Source organism: Brucella pseudogrignonensis, assembly GCF_032190615.1.
Lineage (GTDB): Bacteria > Pseudomonadota > Alphaproteobacteria > Rhizobiales > Rhizobiaceae > Brucella > Brucella pseudogrignonensis_B.
Window position 1 is genome coordinate 923,967 of sequence record NZ_JAVLAT010000001.1, and the last position, 20,065, is coordinate 944,031.

Genomic DNA, 20,065 nt, shown 5'->3' on the forward strand with positions numbered 1-20,065 from the left:
CCCACCCAAAACTGGATGCTCAGAATTAGTCAGTTGAAGACTGACCATCCGCCCCAATATAGGCGATGCGAAGAAGGTTGGTTGCGCCCGGTGTTCCGAATGGCACACCAGCCGTAACGATCAGACGATCGCCAGCTTTGCCGAACTCTTCCTTGAATGCGACCTGACAGGCGTGATCGACCATGTCTTCCAGATCATGCGCGTCTTCTGTGACAACGCAATGCAGACCCCAGACAACCGACAGGCGGCGTGCAGTTTCAACAACCGGCGACAGCGCGATGATTGGTGTACGAGGACGTTCACGCGCCGCACGAAGACCAGTTGCACCCGAAGCCGTGTAGGTGACGATTGCTGAAAGGTTCAGCGTTTCAGCGATCTGACGTGCAGCCAAAGCAATCGCATCGGAACCGGTTGGTTCAGGGATTGCGCGCTGCGCATCCAGAATGCCCGGATAGGTCGGCTCGCGCTCAACCTTTTCCGCAATGCGGTTCATCGTGGCAACTGCTTCAACCGGATATTGACCGGAAGCCGATTCTGCCGAAAGCATGACCGCGTCTGCGCCTTCAAAAACAGCCGTTGCGACGTCCGATACTTCAGCGCGGGTTGGAACAGGTGCGGTGATCATTGATTCAAGCATCTGTGTCGCAACCACAACTGGCTTACCAGCGCGGCGTGCCTTGCGGATCATCTGCTTCTGAATGCCCGGAACGCTTTCCAGTGGCATTTCAACGCCAAGATCACCACGGGCAACCATGATCGCGTCGGACAGTTCGATGATCTCATCCAAACGGGTGACAGCCTGCGGCTTTTCGATCTTGGACATCAGGCCGACCTTGCCGCCTGAAATCTTGCGTGCTTCGATCAGATCTTCCGGGCGCTGAATGAACGACAGGGCAACCCAGTCGATATCTTCCTTCAGAACCGCGTCGAAATCCTTGTAATCTTTTTCCGTCAGAGCGCCGACACCCAGCGTGGTATCTGGCAGGCTAACACCCTTACGATCGGAAATGCTGGTTCCAGCAACAACCTTACAAACAATCGACTTGCCATCGCTTGATTCTGCAATCAGCTCCAGCTTGCCGTCATCGATCAGAAGACGATGGCCAGCTTCCACAGCTTCCAGAATTTCCGGGTGCGGAAGATAAACACGGGTTTCATCGCCCGGTTCCTGATTGTTGTCGAGGGTAAAGGTCTGACCAACGGTCAATGTGACCTTGGTATTTTTGAACTTGCCAACGCGGAGCTTTGGACCCTGAAGATCGGCCAGAATGCCGATTGGACGACCAAGCTCTTTTTCAACATTGCGGATGCGCTTCACAAGCGCACGCATCATATCATGATCAGCATGACTCATATTGATACGGAAGACGTCTGCGCCTGCTTCAAAAAGCTGACGGATAACGGATTCCTCGCCAGACGCCGGGCCGAGTGTGGCGAGAATCTTGACCTTGCGGTTGCGCTTCATGGGTTATTCGTTCCTGTAACTGTGGAGTTTTCTAACGGCGTTTCGTCCGTGAGCTGTACCATCCAGCTCGATTGTTCCCCGGTATCGTATTCCTGAAAGCCATTGCGCTGGAAACCACGGGCAAAACAGTCCTGAACACCTGTGATACGGAATTCTTTTTCCGCCACACACATGTTCACTTTGCCTTCCCAGCGACCGCCGCTCTGAGAATCTTCTGCGAAAAGATAATAATATCGGGAGGTCAACGGCCCCTCGATCAGCGTCTTGCAGGTGGAGCCATCAATATGCCACCAGCCCTCTGTCACCCAGCCGGCCTTGGCTCGATAGCCAATGGAAACACCAACCAGATTCTGAGTTGAGTTACATACTCGAAAATCAGCACGCGCTTCCATGGAAGTCACACCCAAAGCACCCACAAGCACAGTGGAAAACAAACCCAAAAACACTGGAAGTCGCATTCGCCGAACTCCTTCAGTCCGCAATCGCTTTTGTCTCACGCAAGGAAATCCTCTTTCGGTCGATCTCTTTTCGGCAGTTTCGCCTTTGATGTCAACGCAATCCCGGAGAGAACAAATCAGTTACAGCATTTCCAATCAAACTGCATAGCATTTTCGCGCAATTTAAACGATTAGATTCCTGCCTTGCCTCAATCCCGAAACGCCTTCACCATTCTTTTGAGAATGATCGTTGCAATACCGACTTTCTCATGACAGAGCTGAAACTACTTGCGATTTATGACAGAAATCCCACCCAAGAAGCTGCATCCATGTCATTTGATCCATCGTTCTCACCCGTATATAAGCTCGATGGCGACCTTAGCCTCGGCCTGCTTCTGACTGCCGACCATGCCCGGCGTGATTTGCCTGCCAAATATGGCAGCCTTGGCTTGGCGCAAAGCGAGTTTGAGCGCCATATCGCTTATGATATCGGCGTCGAAGAACTAACGCGGCAGCTGGCAGCCAAGCTCAATGCCCCAGCGGTCATGGGGGGCTTTTCCCGGTTGCTGATTGATCCCAATCGCGGCGAAGACGACCCAACACTCATCATGCAATTATCAGACGGCGCAGTGATTTCCGGCAACTATCCAATGACGCCGGAAGAGCGCGAAAACCGGCTCGACCGTTTCTATCGCCCTTATCATGATGCCGTTGCCTCGATGAGTACGCAGGTTGCAGGCGAAAGCGGGAAAGCACCATTCATCGTCGCGATCCACTCCTTTACACCAAACTGGCGCGGCAAAGACCGCCCGTGGCATATCGGGCTTTTGTGGGATGCTGACCCGCGTGGTGTTACCCCTTTCCTTTCCATGCTGCGCAATGAGGCTGGACTGGTTGTCAGCGATAACGAACCTTATGATGGCGCACTTAAAAACGATGCGCTTTATCGCCATGCAACCGCCAGAGGCTTTGCGCATGTTCTCATTGAAGTGCGGCAGGATTTGATTGCTGATAAAGCCGGGGCAACACAATGGGCGGAACTGCTGGCGCCAATGCTGGCAAAAATCAACGCGATGCCCGAAATCCATGAAATCCGGCATTTCGGTTCGCGAACTGGCCCGATTGGCTGATCCTTTGCCCGCTATCCACAGCCTGTCGGCGATAAAAAGCGCATTTCCAAGCCCACTGGCTCTTAATTTTGCCTGCGACTCGCAGAAAAACTAAGTCCGACTTTCGGCAACGGTCCTGTTCCTGTAACGGATGACCTTTGACCCGCATTCATAATCGACTTTGAATTGGAGAAACGCGTGAGCGACGACATTACCAGCGAAGCCCAGACCATTGCTGTTGGCCAGTTGCGTGCTTTCATCGAGCGCATCGAGCGCCTCGAAGAAGAAAAAAAGACCATTGGCGACGATATCAAGGAAGTTTATGCGGAATTGAAGGGTTCGGGGTTTGACAGCAAGGTCGTAAGGACCATTATTCGTCTGCGTAAAAAAGAAGACCATGAACGTCAGGAAGAAGAAGCGATGCTCCAGCTTTACATGGACGCGCTTGGCATGGGTTGATTCTTTGGATCCAATTCCTTCTTCCTGAAATCATAACGCTAAGGCTCAGAAATGGGCCGCAGGCAAAGGAAGAGGATAGGGTCCATGGAGTTTAGAAAACTCGGACGTACTGAACTCGAGGTTTCGTCGCTGTGTTTTGGCGGCAACGTATTTGGCTGGACGGTCGATGAAGCAACATCATTTTCGCTTCTCGACCGTTTTGTCGATGTGGGACTGAATTTTATTGATACAGCCGATGTTTATTCCGCATGGGCACCGGGCAATTTCGGTGGCGAATCCGAAACCATCATCGGAAACTGGCTGAAATCTCGTGGCCTTCGTCACAAAGTTGTGATCGCCACCAAAGTCGGTTCAGAAATGGGACCAGACGAAAAGGGATTGTCTCCCGCCTATATTCGCAAAGCTGTCGATGCCTCTCTCAAGCGGCTGCAAACTGACTATATCGATCTTTATCAATCGCATTGGGATGATCCCGAAACGCCGTTCGAAGATGTATTGGGCACCTATCAGGAACTGATCAAGGCCGGTAAAGTCCGTGCTATCGGCGCATCCAATCTCACAGCAGAACGCCTGACAGAATCGCTCAGTGTTGCAAAGCAGCACAACCTACCGCGCTACGAAACATTGCAGCCGCTTTATAATCTCTACGATCGTGCAGGGTTTGAGGATGGGCTTGAAGCGATCTGCCGTGACAACGAACTTGGCGTCATCAACTATTACTCGCTGGCTTCCGGTTTTCTAACCGGCAAATACCGCTCAAAAGATGACCTTGGTCAAAGCGCACGTGGTCAAACGGTCGAAAAATATCTGACCGATCGCTGATCGCGAATTATTGCGGCACTCGATCAGGTTGCCCGCGCCAATGATGCGACACCCGCGCAGATCGCAATTGCGTGGCTGATTGCCCGGCCAGCTGTCACATCACCGATTGCAAGCGCAACGCGGCTGACTCAGCTCAATGAGCTGATCGACGCTGCACAGATCAAGCTGGACGATGAAGCAATCGCCCTACTCGACAAGGCAAGCGCTTAACCAAAAACGAAACGGAAGGGTAAACTACCCTTCCAGTTCTTCCCGCAGCATCTCCAGCTCCAGCCATTCTTCTTCCATGGCGGAATGCTCGGAGCGCTTCTTGTCGAGAAGATCGGCGGTCTTGCCAAAAAGTGTTGGGTCTTTGGCGTAAAGCTGCGGATCAGCAAGCTTGCCTTCGAGCACTGACATTTCTTTTGCCAAAGCGTCCATTTTGCCGGGCAAGGTTTCAAGCGTAAATTTTTGCTTGTAGGAAAGCTTGCGCTTTTCTTCACGCTTAGGCTGCGGTGCGTCAGTGCTTTTGTCATCAGAACGTGCAGCAGCTGTTTTCACATTGCGACGCGCTAAGGCCTGCTCCTTGCGTTGCGCCATCATATCGGCATAGCCCCCAGCATATTCCAGCCAGTTGCCATCACCTTCCGGCGCAATTACGGACGTTACCGTGCGATCAAGGAAATCACGGTCGTGGCTGACAAGGATAACGGTTCCGGGAAAGCCAGAAACCAGCTCCTGCAACAGATCGAGCGTTTCCATATCGAGATCATTGGTCGGCTCGTCAAGGATCAGCAGATTGGCAGGCCGTGCCAGAACACGCGCCAGCATCAGACGCGCACGCTCACCACCGGAAAGCTCGCGGATTGGGGTGCGCGCTTGTTCCGGCTGGAACAAAAAGTCCTTCATATAGGACACGACATGGCGCTGTTCGCCATTGATGACCAGATTTTCCCCGCGCCCATCGGTCAGATAATGCGCTAGCGTGTCATCAAGGTTCAAGCTTTCACGCTTCTGATCGAGCTCTGCCATTTCCAGATTAACGCCGAGGCGCAACGTGCCCGAATCAGGCTCAAGCTTGCCCATCAGCATCGACAAAAGCGTCGTCTTGCCCGCTCCATTTGGCCCGACAAGACCAATACGATCACCGCGCTGTATCCGGGTAGAAAAATCCTGAACAAGAACCCGTTCGCCATAAGCTTTGTTGAGCTTCTTAGCTTCGATCACCAGCTTGCCGGACTCTTTGGAATCACTTGCCGCAAGCACGGCGGTTCCTTGCGCTTTGCGATGATTGCGGAAATCAGCGCGCATGGAATGCAACTCACCAAGCCGGCGCATATTGCGCTTGCGGCGCGCGGTTACACCATAGCGCAGCCAATGTTCTTCGCGCGCAATCTGGCGGCCAAGCTTGTGATGATCACGCTCTTCTTCTTCGAGAACCTTGTCACGCCATTCTTCGAAATGCGCAAAGCCCTGATCAATACGGCGTGTAATGCCACGATCAAGCCAGACCGTCGAACGGCTGACATTTTCAAGAAAACGACGGTCATGCGAGATCAGAACGATCGCCGAACGGATCTGGCGCAACTCACCTTCAAGCCACTCGATTGTTGTAAGATCAAGATGGTTGGTCGGCTCGTCTAGCAACAGGACATCAGGCTGAGGAGCAATCACCCGCGCAAGCGCTGCACGGCGCGCTTCACCGCCTGAAAGGTGATCCGGCTTTTCTTCACCGGTCAGGCCAAGATGCTCAAGCAGATAGGTCACACGATGCGGATCATCTGCCGGTCCAAGACCGGCTTCCACATAAGCGCGCACATTGGCATATCCATCAAGGTCCGGCACTTGCGGCAGATAGCGAATAGTCGCGCCTGGATGTTTGAATATCTCACCGGATGTTGCTTCAACCATTCCCGCTGCAATTTTAAGCAAAGTGGATTTGCCGGAACCGTTGCGGCCGACCAGCGCAATGCGGTCGCCCTCACTGACAGAAAGGGCAGCCTCTTCCAGAAGCGGTGTACCGCCAAAGGTGAGCTTGATCTGGTCGAGGCGAAGAAGCGGAGGTGCCATGGTTCTCTTTGAAAACTGCCGTTGAAATTTGTGACCTGCTTGTCGAGGACAAAACGCATTCTGTCAAATGATATGGCCCGGAAAAACAAACAGGCCGGATTTCTCCGGCCTGTTTTCAAACTTAAATAGCTTAGGCGTCTTAGTTACAAGGCGCTTCGTAAACGCGACCGTAATTATCGCGGTAACGGCAATACTGAACATTGTTGCGTGTTGTTGCTGCACCAAGCAGCGTACCACCAACTGCACCAATTGCAGCGCCAGTCAAAGCGCCGCGACCGTTACCGCCGATAGCGCCACCTGCAAGCGCACCAAGCGCTGCGCCGCCAACGCCGTAACCGGCTGTACGCTGTTCACCCGTCGTGCATGCTGCTGTTGAGAACGCAAGCGCACCGACGATTGCGATCATGGAAAGACGTGATTTCATGAAACAATCTCCTATTAGAGTTACACTAACACCGACGTTGCGTCCCCAAATTCGGCGTCCCGCTTGACATATTTACAATACGTTTCGACGTACAACGTCAAGCAGTTTCAATTATTAAGGTTAGCGGCACGCCTGAACAGATAATGGATCAATCAGGTTTGCTACAAGTATCGCAAGACCAGAACGCGCGGAAACACAAAGGGTTCCGCGCACAACGTTAGAAACCGTCCATGAAGAACCGAAAGGCAAGGTCACATTGTCTAACGGCCACTCTGCATTTGTGATTGAAAGTCCTTCAACGGTACAGAAATTCACGACACTGAATGATGTACCATCAGGGAAATCGTAAACATAGTTTCCCGCAACCAGCGGCCACGCTTCTTCAACGCCGCTGGAGAGCAAAATATCACGGCCTTTGGCTGCCTGTGCCGTCGCCATCGTCAAATGCAGCAGCGTGTGATCGGTACGCGGACCACCAAAAGCACCGCAAAGAATGACGCGCTCAGCACCACGTTCGTAAGCTGCTTCCAGCGCCAACTCTCCGTCTGTCATATCTTTGGCGGCTGGAAACGTTTTTTTCGGTACATGCGCATATTGCGCAAGCAAGTCATCCGATGTGGAATCAAAATCGCCCAGCCATAGCTCCGGCTCAACACCAAGCGCCTGCGCATGGCGCATACCACTATCCGCGGCCAATACCCGTGCACCCGCTATCTGACGTTTGAGGCGTTCTGTGACAACAAGATCACCGCCAAGAAGAATAACAAATATACTCATAAGTCGCTCATAACACGCGAGAATTATCCCCGAAAGCCCGCATCTTCATCGCTTGCCCTCGGACGCGCGAACCACTATTATCGATCCTGCTCTAACGGGGTGCCATTCAGTCTTTGAATGGCTGAGAGGCCGTACTCCGGCTAACCCGCTGAACCTGATCCGGTTTGTACCGGCGGAGGGATTAGATGCTGACCGATTTTGATAACGGCGCACAATCTTTTCGAACAAAAGAAAGGAATGCCGTTATGCGGCTTTTATCTCTGCTTACATTTTCATTGACTGCGGCTTTTGCCTTTTCAGCGCAGGCGAAAGAAAAGCTCACCATTTATACCTATGACAGTTTTGTATCCGAATGGGGTCCCGGCCCCAAAGTGAAGGAAAACTTTGAAAAAGAATGCGATTGTGAGTTGGAATGGGTCGCATCGGCGGATGGTGTTGCCCTTCTTAATCGCCTCAAGCTTGAAGGCGGCAATACCAAAGCCGCCATCGTTCTCGGCCTCGATACCAACCTGACCACGGAAGCACGCGCTACCGGCTATTTCGCGCCTAGCAATGTTGATCTTACCAATGTCAAAGTGCCGGGCGACTTTAAGGACGATATTTTCGTGCCGTACGACTATGGTTATTTTGCTGTCGTTTATGATTCCGAAAAACTGCCCAACCCACCGCAAAGCCTGAAAGAGCTGGTCGAAGGTGATTCGTCGCAAAAGATCGTCATTCAGGATCCACGCACATCGACACCGGGCCTTGGCATTCTGCTCTGGATGAAATCAGTCTATGGCGATCAGGCTGATGAAGCATGGGAAAAGCTTCAAAAGCGCATTCTCACGGTCACGCCGGGTTGGTCTGAAGCCTATGGCCTGTTCACCAAAGGCGAAGCGCCGATGGTGCTTTCCTATACGACCTCGCCTGCCTATCACATGATTGCGGAAGGCACTGAGCGCTATAAGGCGCTAGCTTACCCGGAAGGTAATTACCTTCAGATCGAGCTTGCAGCACAGACAACAACCGGCGCAAAGAACCCGCTGGCGCAAAAGTTTCTGGCTTTCATGACTGGCCCCGGCTTTCAGGACGTAATCCCTGAAACCAACTGGATGTATCCAGCAGGAAAAACGTCCGCACCGCTTGCTGCGGCTTTCGACAAACTGCCAAAGCCTGAAAAAACACTGCTGATCCCGGCTGATGACGTTGCGAAAAACCGCAAGGCCTGGGTCGATGAATGGCTAGCTGCATCCAGCAAATGATAAAATCGCCGACCAAAAACTCTGCCAGAAATACGCCTGCGATGAAGCAACTCGCAGGCGTGCTGGCGCTTGGCTTTTTAGCGGTTCTGGTCGGCGGCTCTTTGATAGCATTGGCGTTTGAAGCCAGCGGCTTTAACACTGACGTTTATTTCGACGCCTATCTGCTGCGTGTTGCGCGCTTTACCGTGCTGCAAGCGGCAGCATCAGCGCTTTTGTCGGTGCTGTTTGCCATTCCTGTGGCACGCGCACTTTATTCGGAAACGAGCTTTCCCGGGCGCGGCCTGATTTTACGCCTTTTTGCGTTGCCGCTTGCATTGCCAGCACTTGTGACGGTGCTCGGCATCACCAGCATTTATGGCCGCAACGGCTTTATCGCGCAGCTTTCGCAATCAGCTGGCTATCCGGTCTCGCCCGACATTTATGGCCTCACCGGCATTTTGATCGCGCATGTATTTTTCAACATGCCGCTGGCAGTGCGGCTCATTCTGGCAGCCTACGAATCGATCCCTGCTGATTACTGGAAGCTTTCCGCTCAGCTTGGCATGGGTAACAAAGCACGCTTCCGCCTGATCGAATGGCCAGTCATCCGGCGCAATCTGCCGGGCATGATCGGCCTCATCTTCATGCTCTGCGTGACAAGCTTTACAACTGTTCTGACGCTCGGTGGCGGGCCACGTGCAACGACGCTCGAAGTCGCGATCTACCAGAGCCTGCATTTCGATTTTGATCCGGCACGGGCTGTGGCGCTTACACTGGCACAACTCACGCTTACACTGGTAATGCTGCTGGCTTTGCGACTGACCGGACGTCCATCCGAAGAAGGTTTTACGCTGACAAACACTGCTAAGCGTTATGGCAAGCCCACCGCGACTGAGCGCATTTTCAACATCGCAGCCATCGCCCTGGGCTTTCTCTATGTGGCCTTGCCGGTTGCCGGTGTTGTCATCTCCGGTCTTGCTGCCGATCTTATTCGATTGGTGAGCGAACGAACCGTGTGGCGGGCCATCAGCACCAGCATCGCTCTCGGCTTTTCCGCAGCCCTTCTTTCGGTAGTTCTTTCGCTTTCACTTGTCATTGCCCGCGAAGCAACAAGAAGTGCGCGGCTTTCGAGCCTATTCGATACCGGCTCCAGCCTCATTCTTGTGATGCCTCCCATTGTGCTTGGTGCAGGCTGGTTCATTCTGCTCAGAAACTTCACCGACCCCTTTACTGTGGCGCCTTTCATGGTGGTTACGGTCAATGCAGCCATGGCCATGCCTTTTGCTGTGCGTCTATTGCGCCCAGCGTGGGATACTTCAGCAGCACGCCATAACAGGCTCTGTGCACAGCTTGGCATAACCGGATTCAATCGCTTACGGCTGATAGACTGGCCATCCATCCGCAAACCTTTCGGCATGGCCTTTGCCTTCGCCATGGCATTATCGCTTGGAGACCTCGGCACGATCGCACTTTTTGGCAGCGATGCGCTCTTAACACTCCCCTATCTGTTATTTCAGCGCATGGGCAGCTATCGCACTTTCGACGCGGCAGGCCTTGCGCTTATCCTCGGAATCTTATGTCTTTGCCTGATGATGCTTGCAGACCGTGCAGCGTCGCGAAAGGAAACGCCACTCTCATGACAGTTCAAGCCGACATCAGGCTTCGCGATGTGCATTTCAGCTATGGCGAAACCACCATGCACTTCGACGCCATTATACCGGGCGGCGTAATTGCGGCTGTTGTCGGCCCCAGCGGTTCGGGAAAATCCACCCTGCTCAATTTGATTGCCGGCTTTGAAGCCCCCCAATCGGGGGCAATTATTATCGGCGATGCAGATGTTACCGGCCTGCCACCTGCGGCCCGTCCGGTCTCGATGGTGTTTCAGGAAAACAATCTCTTCGCTCACTTGACCGTTGAGCAGAATGTCGGCCTCGGTCGCTCCCCAAACCTCAAGCTAACCCAACAGGATCGCGCAGCCATTACCACCGCATTAGAACGCGTGGGCTTGAAGGGCAAAGAACAACGCAAACCGGAAGCGCTTTCCGGCGGCGAACGCCAGCGTGTGGCGATTGCGCGAGCGCTCGTGCGCGAGCGCCCGGTCTTGCTACTCGATGAAGCTTTTGCTTCGCTCGGCCCTGCCCTTCGGCATCAGATGCTCGATCTGGTACGAGAACTGCATCGGGAAAATGCCATGACCGTACTCATGGTCACGCACACGCCAGAAGACGCACTTTATCTCGATGCGGTGCTGCTATTTTTAGAAAATGGTCACATTACCGCTCAGGGACAGGCGAGTGATTTGCTGTCACCATCTGGACCAGACGCTTTGAAGCGCTATATCGGCGATCAGACTTTCCAGCTCAAATAGAGTTACCGTCGCGGACATATTTTGTTCGCATTCGCCTTGAACAACAGCTTTGATGACCGAACTACTTCTTGTAGGTGTTTCAGTCAGTAGCTAGATTTGTGCCAGAGTGATCGGTACTGATTCAATTGCGAGGGTAAAATACTGTTCCGTCATACGACCCGTCTTCGGGCCTCCCTGTGTCTCCCCCTTTCGCTGCCAGAATGGGCACAGCACAATTGGCGGAAATCAGCCATCGGTTTTGGCTTGCTTTCTGTTGCCGTGATTTCGGGCTGCCAGTCGATCAATTCCAGTAAGGATCTGGGCCTTCAGCCATCTTCAAATCCGGTGACCGTTGAAAACGTTTCGCGCAATGATCGCCTGGCGCAAATCGGCGCACAGCAGCACCCGCGTATTCTTGCCACCTATGGCGGCGAATATAAGGACGCAAAGCTTGAGCGCATGGTCGCCAAAATTGTGGGTAATCTCACCACCGTTTCTGACAAACCGGATCAAACCTATCGCATCACGATTCTGGATAGCCCCAACATCAATGCTTTCGCATTGCCGGGCGGTTTTCTATACATAACGCGGGGGCTCTTGGCGCTCGCCAATGACTCGTCGGAAGTTGCAGCCGTCATTGCGCACGAAATGGGCCATGTGGTTGCCAATCACGGTATTCTGCGTCAGGAAAAAGAAGCCGAGACGGCAATCGCCGGACGTGTTGCAACCGAAGTGCTGCACAATGAAAGCGCCAGCCGTGAAGCAGACATTCGTGGCAAACTGCGTCTTGCGCAGTTCTCACGCAATCAGGAACTGCAAGCCGATGCTATCGGCATCAAGATGATCGGTGAAGCGGGTTACGACCCGTTTGCGTCCGCACGCTTCCTGCAATCGATGGAAGCCTATACGGATTTCCGTTCGGTTTCTGGCGCGACCGATGCAAGCCTCGACTTCCTTGCGAGCCACCCTGCAACGCCGCAACGCATTCAGTTGGCACTTGGCCATGCGCGCCGTATCGGTGCACCGGGCGTCGGCACCACGGATCGCGATTCTTTCCTCAATGGTATTGATGGGCTGCTTTATGGCGACTCACCGAGTGAGGGCTATGTTCGCGAGCAGACTTTCATTCATCCAAAACTTGGTGTGACCTTTACAGCTCCCGCCGGTTTCACCATCGACAATTCAGCGACAGCCGTCATGGCAAGTGGTCCGGGCGAAGTGGCAATCCGCTTCGACGGCGCTTCATTACCGTCAGGCTCAAACCTCACCGATTACATCAAATCGGGTTGGGTAACAGGCTTGGACGAAAGTTCAATCCGTCCGATCACCATCAACGGCCTGCCCGCTGCAACTGCACGCGCAAGTGCCGATCGCTGGCAATTCGATATCGTGGTGATCGCCGCAAATAACAAAGTTTATCGTTTCCTCACCGCAGCGCCAAAAGGCAGCAATGCTTTGATGCCTGCATCGCAAACCGTGACACAGTCGTTCCGCCTGCTTACACGCGCTGAACAGGAAGCTATCAAACCATTGCGCATTCGCGTGGTCACTGTGAAGCCGGGCGACACCATGGCAAGCCTTTCGGCGCGCATGCAGGGCACGACGCGCAAACTTGAACTCTTCCGCCTTCTGAATGCTATGCCAGCCGGTGCGACGGTATCTGTCGGCGACCGCGTGAAGCTCATAAGCGAGTAAATCCCAATGGAAGTCATCGTCCAATCATTGCTCGCTGGTAAGATCTCTCCTCTGGGCGAGCGGCAAGCGCCAAGCGGCATTAATAAAAAGCCGGTTTCTGGCCCTGTGCGCCTGCTGCGCGATGGATTGGAGTGCGACGAACAAGGCGACAAAAAAGTGCATGGTGGGCCTGAGAAGGCCGTCCATCACTACCCACGCGATCATTACGCGGACTGGCTCAACGATTTGGGAGAAAACGAGCAGCTGAATGATGCAGGTGCCTTTGGCGAGAATATTTCTACCATCGGCCTGACTGAGCAAAATGTTGCAGTCGGTGATCGCTTTCGCATAGGCACGGCGATCATTGAAGTCTCTCAAGGCAGACAACCCTGCTGGAAGCTGAACGCTCGTTTCAATGTCGCAGATATGGCCGTCCGTGTTCAAAAGACGGGACGTACCGGCTGGTATTATCGTGTTTTGGAAGAAGGCGTCGTGGCCCAAGACGATGCAATGACACTGATCGAGCGTCTGTCGCCGGAATGGACGTTACACCGTCTCTGGAATCTGCTTTATGTCGATACGCTCAATTATGACGAACTGGCACAGATGGCCAAGATCGTTCACCTTGCCGACGGCTGGAAGCGCTATGCCATTCGCCGCCTTGAGAACCGTAAAGTCGAAGACTGGTCAGGCCGATTAAACGGAAGTCAGGGCTAAATATTAGACTTGGTAAACCGCCATTTCGTGCTGATCAAGCAGCGCGATCTTAAGTTTTTCCATCGCGCGGCTTTCAATCTGCCTGACACGTTCTTTTGAAATGCCAAGCTTTTCACCGAGCGCCTCTAACGTCACACCATCATCATCCAGACGACGCTCGCGAATGATATGCAACTCGCGTTCATTCAATGCGTGGAGTGCCGTGTGAAGCCAGCCAACACGACGTTCGCTATCGATTGCGCCTTCCACGACCTCATCCTGCAAAGGATGATCATCGACAAGAAAATCCATGCGGCTTGACGTGCCTGATTCATCGTTGTTCAACGACGCTGAAAGCGAACTGTCAGCCCCCGAAAGCCTGCTATCCATAACTTCAACGTCATTCGCCGAAACTCCAAGCTGGGTGGAAATCTGGCGATAGATTTCTGCCTTCGTCAGTGTTTCATCTTCTTGCGCAAGCTTCGAGCGCAGGCGACGAAGATTGAAGAACAGCGACTTTTGTGCCGAACTGGTGCCACCGCGAACGATCGACCAGTTACGCAGAATGTAATCCTGCATCGAAGCGCGGATCCACCATGAGGCATAAGTCGAGAAACGAACTTCACGCTCAGGATCAAAGCGTGCTGCCGCTTCAAGCAGACCGACATAACCTTCCTGAATGAGATCACTCATTGGCAGCTTAAACTTGCGGAAACGTCCCGCCATCGAAATGACCAACCGCATATGTGATGCAGTCATCCGATGCAGTGCGTTCTGATCTTTGTTTTCTTTCCACGCTATTGCCAGCGAACGCTCTTCGTCACGCTCAAGATAAGGCGCTGACATAGCGTTGCGGATCATGGATTGAGGGGAAGAAGATGGTGCAGGCACCATATTGCGCGATGCCTTCGGCAACCGCAACGAGGGAACTGATGCTGAAACTTGGGTCGGAACTGGGGAGGAACTGCTAATCGACAACATGCTCATCTGGTTCTCCTGTTCTTAGTGCAAAGCCTTCAAAAGAACTTTGAAGGACAAGACAAAAGATAAATCAGCTCTGCGAAGAACAATTGAATGAACAACTCGTATTCGTTCAAAAACCCTGTGACAGACCTGCTTTGAGGCCAGATTAATACGCCGCAAAACAAACCCGTTTACGAACTGGTTTGATTACAACGCAAAGGAAGCTCTGCGGTTCCATAAGGAACGCAACAAATCTTCAGATATCAAAGAAAATAGAGTTCAGGATCACTTGGGCAATGCCCAAATCTGTTATTCAGAAAATAAAAAGCCCGGCAGAACCGGGCTTTTTAAGGAAATTACAACAATTTATTATGCTGCTTCGACTTCATCACCTTCAGCATCGCCTTCGGCCTCAATATCAGCCTTGGTGCGCTTCGGGCTCTTAGCAAGATTTGCTTCAATGAGACGAACAGATTCTGTATCCGAAAGCTTGTTCACTGCAGCAATTTCGCGGGCCATACGATCAAGCGCTGCTTCATAAAGCTGACGCTCAGAATAGGACTGCTCTGGCTGATTTTCTGCGCGATGCAGATCACGTACAACTTCAGAAATCATGATGAGGTCGCCGGAATTGATCTTTGCATCATATTCCTGAGCACGGCGCGACCACATGGTGCGCTTGACGCGTGCACGGCCCTGTACGACCTTCAATGCGCGTTCAACATAATCGGTTTCCGACAGCTTGCGCATACCGATGCTGACAGCCTTAGCGACCGGCACCTTGAGGCGCATCTTGTCTTTTTCAAAGTCGATAACAAAAAGCTCAAGCTTGTGGCCGGCAACTTCCTGCTCTTCGATGGCAACGATCTGACCGACGCCGTGAGCTGGATAAACAATGGATTCACCGGTCTTGAAACCCTGACGAGCCGGCGCCTTCTTCTGCTGGGATGTCATACGCTCTAATACTCCCTGTTGTGCCCGGCACAACTCGCCGGTTAACACATGATTTCGACCGCACGTCTTGGGAGACGTACGGAAGTCGTTGCGGTTTTGAGCTGGAAACGCATCTCAGGCACAAATTTATCTACCGGGAGAGTTTGGTGAGGAACGGTTGCTGCATTCGCAATAATCCATCCCGGTGCCATACAGCCCAGTAAAAAAGATTAGCCCTTTCAGAGATTAACGCATTTGCGCCACGTGTTGACGTCCAGTCACCGAAATTATTTACGCAAGGTAACACAATTTCGCGCAAGAATCAACAAATTGCCAAATATGTCGCATTCCACGATTCAGAACGCATTTTTGAGGCAACTATATTTATCAAAATTAACCGAAAAAAGCTCGGACGAGCAATCAATCGCCGGGGCCAGCTTCGGCCGAGAAGAACTGCTCAAACTTACCCGACACGCCGTCCATTTCTTTCGCTTCGGGAAGCTCATCTTTTTTGGCGGTCAGGTTTGGCCACTTCGCTGCATATTCAGCGTTCAGCTCAAGCCACTTGTCGAGGCCCGGCTCAGTATCAGGGCTAATGGCTTCAGCGGGGCATTCAGGCTCACAGACACCACAATCAATGCACTCGTCCGGATTGATGACGAGCATGTTCTCGCCCTCATAGAAACAGTCGACAGGACAAACCTCGACGCAGTCCGTATATTTGCAACGAATGCAATTATCGGTCACGACATAAGTCATTGTCCAACTCCTGTTGCCACTCTCCCATTTGAAGAGACGGCTTATCTCTAGTGAACTGACAGTTAAACACGCAGATCGAACATCTGAATGTTTTCGCTCCGGTCACGTCATATGTGTCACGCATATGGTGCTACGGCGTGTGGCTTGCTTGCCAGCTCATGCCTATGCAATCGCCAACGGTGAGGTAACGATTTTATCTCGCCATGACAAGGGTCCAAACGACGCAATATCACTATGTCACGAACATCTGAAATGACATTTCTTTTGCGTGTTAAAATTCAGAAAATGCTTTTATTTTAGACGCTTAACACGAAATTTCATTCGTTAAGGCACATCAAACTGCGTCATTGCGTCCGCATCAGTGACCGCGCAAACGATCCGTTTCACGCCGTTCTTTCTTCGTTGGTCGCCCTGCACCACTTTCACGCTGTGGCTGAACAGCCTCGATAGCTTTCGATTGTTGCGTTGGTTTGGGCGTCATATCTTCATAAAGAAGCTGCGCTTCGGGTGCTGGGCCGCGGCGTTCTCCGGGAGCCAAAACCTTGTAGACCAGAATATGTCGTTCAAGCGTGATGGTGAGAACATCGCCAATCTTCACCTGATAGGCGGCCTGATCGATCTTTGCACTGTTGACCCGGACCTTGCCGCCAGCGGCGAGTTTCACCGCCAGCGATCTTGATTTAACCACGCGAGCAAAGAACAGCCACTTATCAATGCGCTGTCGTGCAATCGCTTCGGTCACCATTTTACTTCTTCATCTGCTCCTTGAGAGCAAGAAGCTTGGCAAATGGCGAATCGGGGTCGATACGAACCGGACGTTCCTGCTCAACGCGCTTGTTTGCCTGTGGGTTCACATTGTCACGCTTTGACTGGCGATGATCACGATTGCCATCGCGAGGCTTGCCTTTAAAGCCTTCACGTTTGTTCTGGCCACGATCCTGACCTTCGCCATCATTCCGACGGTTCTTGTCAAAACGCTTCGCGCCACCGCGATTATCGCGTGCGCCCTGCGCATCACCACCTTCAGAACCAGCATCTGATTTGCGCGCATCACCCTGCTGTGGGCGATGGTTGCGCTGACGATTCTGGTTCTGGTCATGATTGCGATTGCGGCCTTCAAAGCGGCCCTGCCGCCAGAGAAGAATTGGCTTTGGCTCTTCAGCTGGAGCTTCAACTGCTTCTGATGCTGCCTTTGCTTGTGCAACAGCCTTAACAGGCGCTGGAACAGGTTCCGCAGCAGGAACAGCGGGCTTTGCTTCGCTAGCCGGCGCAGAAGCTGGAACGGCTGCTTTGAAGACAGTTTCTTCTTCAACAACCTCAGCTTGAGCCGCAGTTGCAGCAGCAGCCGCAAATGCATCAAGCTCGGCAAGCTTAGCGGTGACAGCAGCCGCGTCCATCGCTTCCTGACGATAACCGAGACTTTTCAGAATTTCTTCCATGTCCTCAGCAGTTGCACCCAGAATAGACATCATCGCTGGCGTCACAATAAAGCGACCGCCATCGAATGCGCCCTCTGCACGCGTACCCGCGCCTGGACGCCAGGCAAGTGCCGGACGGATAAGATCAGCCAAACGTTCCAGAATGTCGATGCGAACAGCACGACGGCCCAGCACGCGATAGCCTGCAAGACGGTAGAACTGCTGATCAAAAGCCGGATCAACGACAACCGATGTACGGCCAGCGGCCAGGACATTGACGACATCGCCATAACCGGCGCGTTCTTTGCCTTCGTTCTTCAACGCCCAAAGCAGTGTGATCAGGCCAGCAGGAGCAGGCTTAAGCAGCATTGGCATGAAAACATGGTAAGCACCGAAGCGCACGCCAAGACGACGAAGCGCTGCGCGCGAGTCCTGATCAAGACCACGTACTTCTTCGCTCACATCGCGGCGCTGAAGAACACCAAGACCTTCCACGATCTGGAAAGCCAGACCGCGTGTCATGCCGGTCAGCGCATCAGCGGCACTGAGATCCGTCAAAGGCTTCAAAACGGTCTCAATGTGATGAGCGACAAAACGTTCTATGCGTGCAGCCACCTTATCGCGCGCTGGGCCAGTCAGCTGCTCATCAGCCAAAATGACCGCGCGCGGCTTCAACACATCATCACCCGCAACAAGCGTGGCGACAGTCGCACCAACCCAGCGCAGAACACCGTCTGAACCGAGCGCAAAATCACCGTTGGGAGCAGCAGCAAAACGCTCCGCACGACGGTCAAATTCGGCGGCCAGCGCCTTTTGTGCAGCCGTCTTTACTGCCTTCGCATCCGGTCCATCGGACTGAACGTCAGCGGTAAAACGGAATCCTTCCAGTTGCCCGACATTATGGCCTTCGACGTTTACGTCTCCGGTCGAGCTGATTTCTGCTTCTAGCATAGCATTCTCTCTCAGGCGCCTCATAAGCACGCTTGTCCTGCGGTCTACAAAGCGTTTCGTCAACCTTTCATGCAGCGCGTCGGACAATCTGTCCTCAATTTCGCGCGTCTTTTCCTGCCAGTGTGTCGGATCGGCAAGCCAACCGGGCCTGTGCGACACAAAAGTCCAGGTACGGATTTGCGCGACGCGATGAGACAGAGTGTCGATTTCCCCCTCTGTACTATCGGCGCGGCGCACCTGTTCGCTCATATAATCTTCATCAACGCTCCCTCGGCGGACCAGATCCTGATAAATGGTTGCTATGATATCGGCATGTTGAGCCGGCGCGATCTTACGATAATCGGGGAGCGCACAGGTATCCCACAAAAGTTCAATTCGCGTAGGCGTTGTTGCAAGCCGCACAATGTCTTCGTCTTTCGACAAATTTTCAAGAGCCTGCTGATCAACAGCAGGCAAAGCCTTGGTCAAACCGACAACCGGCGTTGGTGTGTCCAAAGAATAGAGCAAGGCAGTCAGCGAAGAAAAATCGAAACGACCCGTCCGCCATTGCAGAACTTTAACTGGGTCAAAGTCATGCGCCTCAATCCGCTCGACCATTTCGTCATCCAGCGGACGAACCTGACCTGTTACGCCAAACGTACCATCACGCAAATGGCGCCCGGCACGGCCCGCGATCTGTCCCAGCTCAGACGGCGTTAAATCACGAAACTGATAGCCATCAAACTTGCGATTCTGCGCAAAGGCGACATGATCAACATCCAGATTTAGGCCCATGCCAATGGCATCGGTCGCCACGAGGAAGTCAACATCACCCGACTGATAAAGCTCGACCTGTGCATTTCGGGTGCGTGGGCTCAGAGCCCCCATAACCACCGCAGCACCACCGCGCTGACGGCGGATTAATTCAGCAATCGCATAAACTTCATCCGCAGAAAAAGCGACAACCGCCGAACGGTTCGGCAAGCGGATAATCTTCTTCGAACCTGCATAGGTGAGATGTGACAGGCGCGGACGCGTCACCACCGTAATGCCACGCAACAGCTTTTCCAAAATGCCGCGCATCGTGCCAGCGCCGAGCAACAACGTTTCCTGCCGCCCGCGCAGATGCAGAATGCGATCCGTAAAAATATGCCCGCGTTCAAGATCGCCTGCTAGCTGCACTTCATCGATAGCCACAAAGGGCATATCCGTGCGGCGCGGCATGGCCTCAACCGTGCAAACAGAATAGCGCGAATTGGGCGGAGCGATTTTTTCTTCGCCGGTAATCAGCGAAACATTAGCCGCGCCCACTCTCTCGACGACACGATTGTAGACTTCGCGCGCGAGTAACCGCAGCGGAAGACCAATCATGCCACTGCCATGTGACAACATACGCTCAATCGCGAGATGCGTCTTACCGGTATTCGTCGGCCCAAGCACCGCAGTCACACCGCGGCCGCTCAAGGTCAGCGGCAGATCATGGGCAGGGAGTTGGTTCATGCCAATTGTAGAATTCCCGGAACAAATGCCATACGTAAAGCTATGCGATAGCACTATATGACTTGAGCCGAAAGCGCTCC

The 20,065-nt window shown here is 53.1% G+C and carries 17 protein-coding genes, 1 pseudogene and 1 riboswitch; of the genes and pseudogenes, 8 read left to right on the forward strand and 10 right to left on the reverse strand.

Annotated features, from left to right (window positions below; all coding sequences use genetic code 11):
• Positions 1-25: 25 nt before the first annotated feature.
• Both pyk and RI570_RS04560 read right to left on the reverse strand, forming a co-directional pair.
• The gene (gene pyk, locus RI570_RS04555) at positions 26-1,465 is read right to left on the reverse strand and encodes a pyruvate kinase (RefSeq protein ID WP_313827202.1); all 1,440 of its coding nucleotides are present in this window, start codon (positions 1,463-1,465) and stop codon (positions 26-28) included.
• The gene (locus RI570_RS04560; RefSeq protein WP_313827203.1) at positions 1,462-1,923 is read right to left on the reverse strand and encodes a DUF1036 domain-containing protein; all 462 of its coding nucleotides are present in this window, start codon (positions 1,921-1,923) and stop codon (positions 1,462-1,464) included. The genes pyk and RI570_RS04560 overlap by 4 nt, the downstream gene beginning before the upstream one ends.
• A gap of 308 nt (positions 1,924-2,231) precedes the next feature.
• Here RI570_RS04560 and RI570_RS04565 point away from each other — a divergent pair, with 308 nt between their 5' ends.
• The 3 genes and pseudogenes from RI570_RS04565 to RI570_RS04575 all read left to right on the forward strand — a co-directional run bounded on the left by RI570_RS04565 (position 2,232) and on the right by RI570_RS04575 (position 4,502).
• Entirely contained in the window at positions 2,232-3,032 is an 801-nt protein-coding gene (locus RI570_RS04565) for an N-formylglutamate amidohydrolase (protein ID WP_313828546.1), read from the forward strand.
• A gap of 177 nt (positions 3,033-3,209) precedes the next feature.
• Positions 3,210-3,470 carry a DUF2312 domain-containing protein gene (locus RI570_RS04570; protein ID WP_007876730.1) on the forward strand — a complete coding sequence of 87 codons (261 nt, stop codon included), beginning with the start codon at positions 3,210-3,212 and terminating at the stop codon, positions 3,468-3,470.
• 84 nt (positions 3,471-3,554) lie between these two features.
• A pseudogene (locus RI570_RS04575) lies at positions 3,555-4,502 on the forward strand (aldo/keto reductase).
• Positions 4,503-4,526: 24 nt separating this feature from the next.
• Here the strand turns inward: RI570_RS04575 and RI570_RS04580 are convergent.
• The 3 genes from RI570_RS04580 to RI570_RS04590 form a co-directional block, all read right to left on the reverse strand.
• Positions 4,527-6,341: an ABC-F family ATP-binding cassette domain-containing protein gene (locus RI570_RS04580; protein WP_313827204.1), complete on the reverse strand. Its 1,815-nt coding sequence runs from the start codon at positions 6,339-6,341 to the stop codon at positions 4,527-4,529.
• Between the two features lie 139 nt (positions 6,342-6,480).
• On the reverse strand, positions 6,481-6,765 hold the full coding sequence (locus RI570_RS04585) for a glycine zipper domain-containing protein (RefSeq protein WP_094578220.1): 285 nt from the start codon (positions 6,763-6,765) through the stop codon (positions 6,481-6,483).
• Positions 6,766-6,885: 120 nt separating this feature from the next.
• Positions 6,886-7,542 (reverse strand): thiamine diphosphokinase, encoded by a 657-nt coding sequence (locus RI570_RS04590; RefSeq protein WP_313827207.1) that lies wholly within the window; start codon positions 7,540-7,542, stop codon positions 6,886-6,888.
• Between the two features lie 85 nt (positions 7,543-7,627).
• Positions 7,628-7,740, forward strand: a riboswitch (TPP riboswitch).
• Between the two features lie 47 nt (positions 7,741-7,787).
• Between RI570_RS04590 and thiB the strand changes: the two genes are divergently transcribed.
• The 5 genes from thiB to RI570_RS04615 all read left to right on the forward strand — a co-directional run bounded on the left by thiB (position 7,788) and on the right by RI570_RS04615 (position 13,503).
• A complete protein-coding gene (thiB, locus tag RI570_RS04595; protein WP_313827208.1) occupies positions 7,788-8,786 on the forward strand; it encodes a thiamine ABC transporter substrate binding subunit in 999 nt (332 codons plus the stop codon).
• Positions 8,762-10,405 carry a thiamine/thiamine pyrophosphate ABC transporter permease ThiP gene (gene thiP / locus RI570_RS04600; RefSeq protein ID WP_409558617.1) on the forward strand — a complete coding sequence of 548 codons (1,644 nt, stop codon included), beginning with the start codon at positions 8,762-8,764 and terminating at the stop codon, positions 10,403-10,405. The genes thiB and thiP overlap by 25 nt, the downstream gene beginning before the upstream one ends.
• Positions 10,402-11,133, forward strand: a complete 732-nt coding sequence (gene thiQ, locus RI570_RS04605) for a thiamine ABC transporter ATP-binding protein (RefSeq protein ID WP_313827210.1) — start codon at positions 10,402-10,404, stop codon at positions 11,131-11,133. The genes thiP and thiQ overlap by 4 nt, the downstream gene beginning before the upstream one ends.
• 192 nt (positions 11,134-11,325) lie before the next feature.
• On the forward strand, positions 11,326-12,807 hold the full coding sequence (gene cdlP, locus RI570_RS04610) for a cell division protease CdlP (RefSeq protein WP_313828548.1): 1,482 nt from the start codon (positions 11,326-11,328) through the stop codon (positions 12,805-12,807).
• Between the two features lie 6 nt (positions 12,808-12,813).
• Entirely contained in the window at positions 12,814-13,503 is a 690-nt protein-coding gene (locus RI570_RS04615; RefSeq protein WP_313827211.1) for an MOSC domain-containing protein, read from the forward strand.
• A gap of 3 nt (positions 13,504-13,506) precedes the next feature.
• Here RI570_RS04615 and RI570_RS04620 read toward each other — a convergent pair whose 3' ends face one another.
• The 5 genes from RI570_RS04620 to RI570_RS04640 all read right to left on the reverse strand — a co-directional run bounded on the left by RI570_RS04620 (position 13,507) and on the right by RI570_RS04640 (position 19,985).
• Positions 13,507-14,469 carry an RNA polymerase factor sigma-32 gene (locus RI570_RS04620; RefSeq protein WP_409558618.1) on the reverse strand — a complete coding sequence of 321 codons (963 nt, stop codon included), beginning with the start codon at positions 14,467-14,469 and terminating at the stop codon, positions 13,507-13,509.
• Between the two features lie 345 nt (positions 14,470-14,814).
• Positions 14,815-15,399: a CarD family transcriptional regulator gene (locus RI570_RS04625; RefSeq protein WP_313827213.1), complete on the reverse strand. Its 585-nt coding sequence runs from the start codon at positions 15,397-15,399 to the stop codon at positions 14,815-14,817.
• A 399-nt stretch (positions 15,400-15,798) separates the two neighbouring features.
• Complete coding sequence (gene fdxA / locus RI570_RS04630; protein WP_250041177.1) at positions 15,799-16,137, reverse strand: ferredoxin FdxA; 339 nt, start codon at positions 16,135-16,137, stop codon at positions 15,799-15,801.
• Positions 16,138-16,495: 358 nt separating this feature from the next.
• Entirely contained in the window at positions 16,496-16,882 is a 387-nt protein-coding gene (locus RI570_RS04635) for an RNA-binding S4 domain-containing protein (protein WP_313827214.1), read from the reverse strand.
• A 1-nt stretch (position 16,883) separates the two neighbouring features.
• Positions 16,884-19,985, reverse strand: a complete 3,102-nt coding sequence (locus tag RI570_RS04640) for a helicase-related protein (protein ID WP_313827215.1) — start codon at positions 19,983-19,985, stop codon at positions 16,884-16,886.
• Between the last annotated feature and the right edge of the window lie 80 nt (positions 19,986-20,065).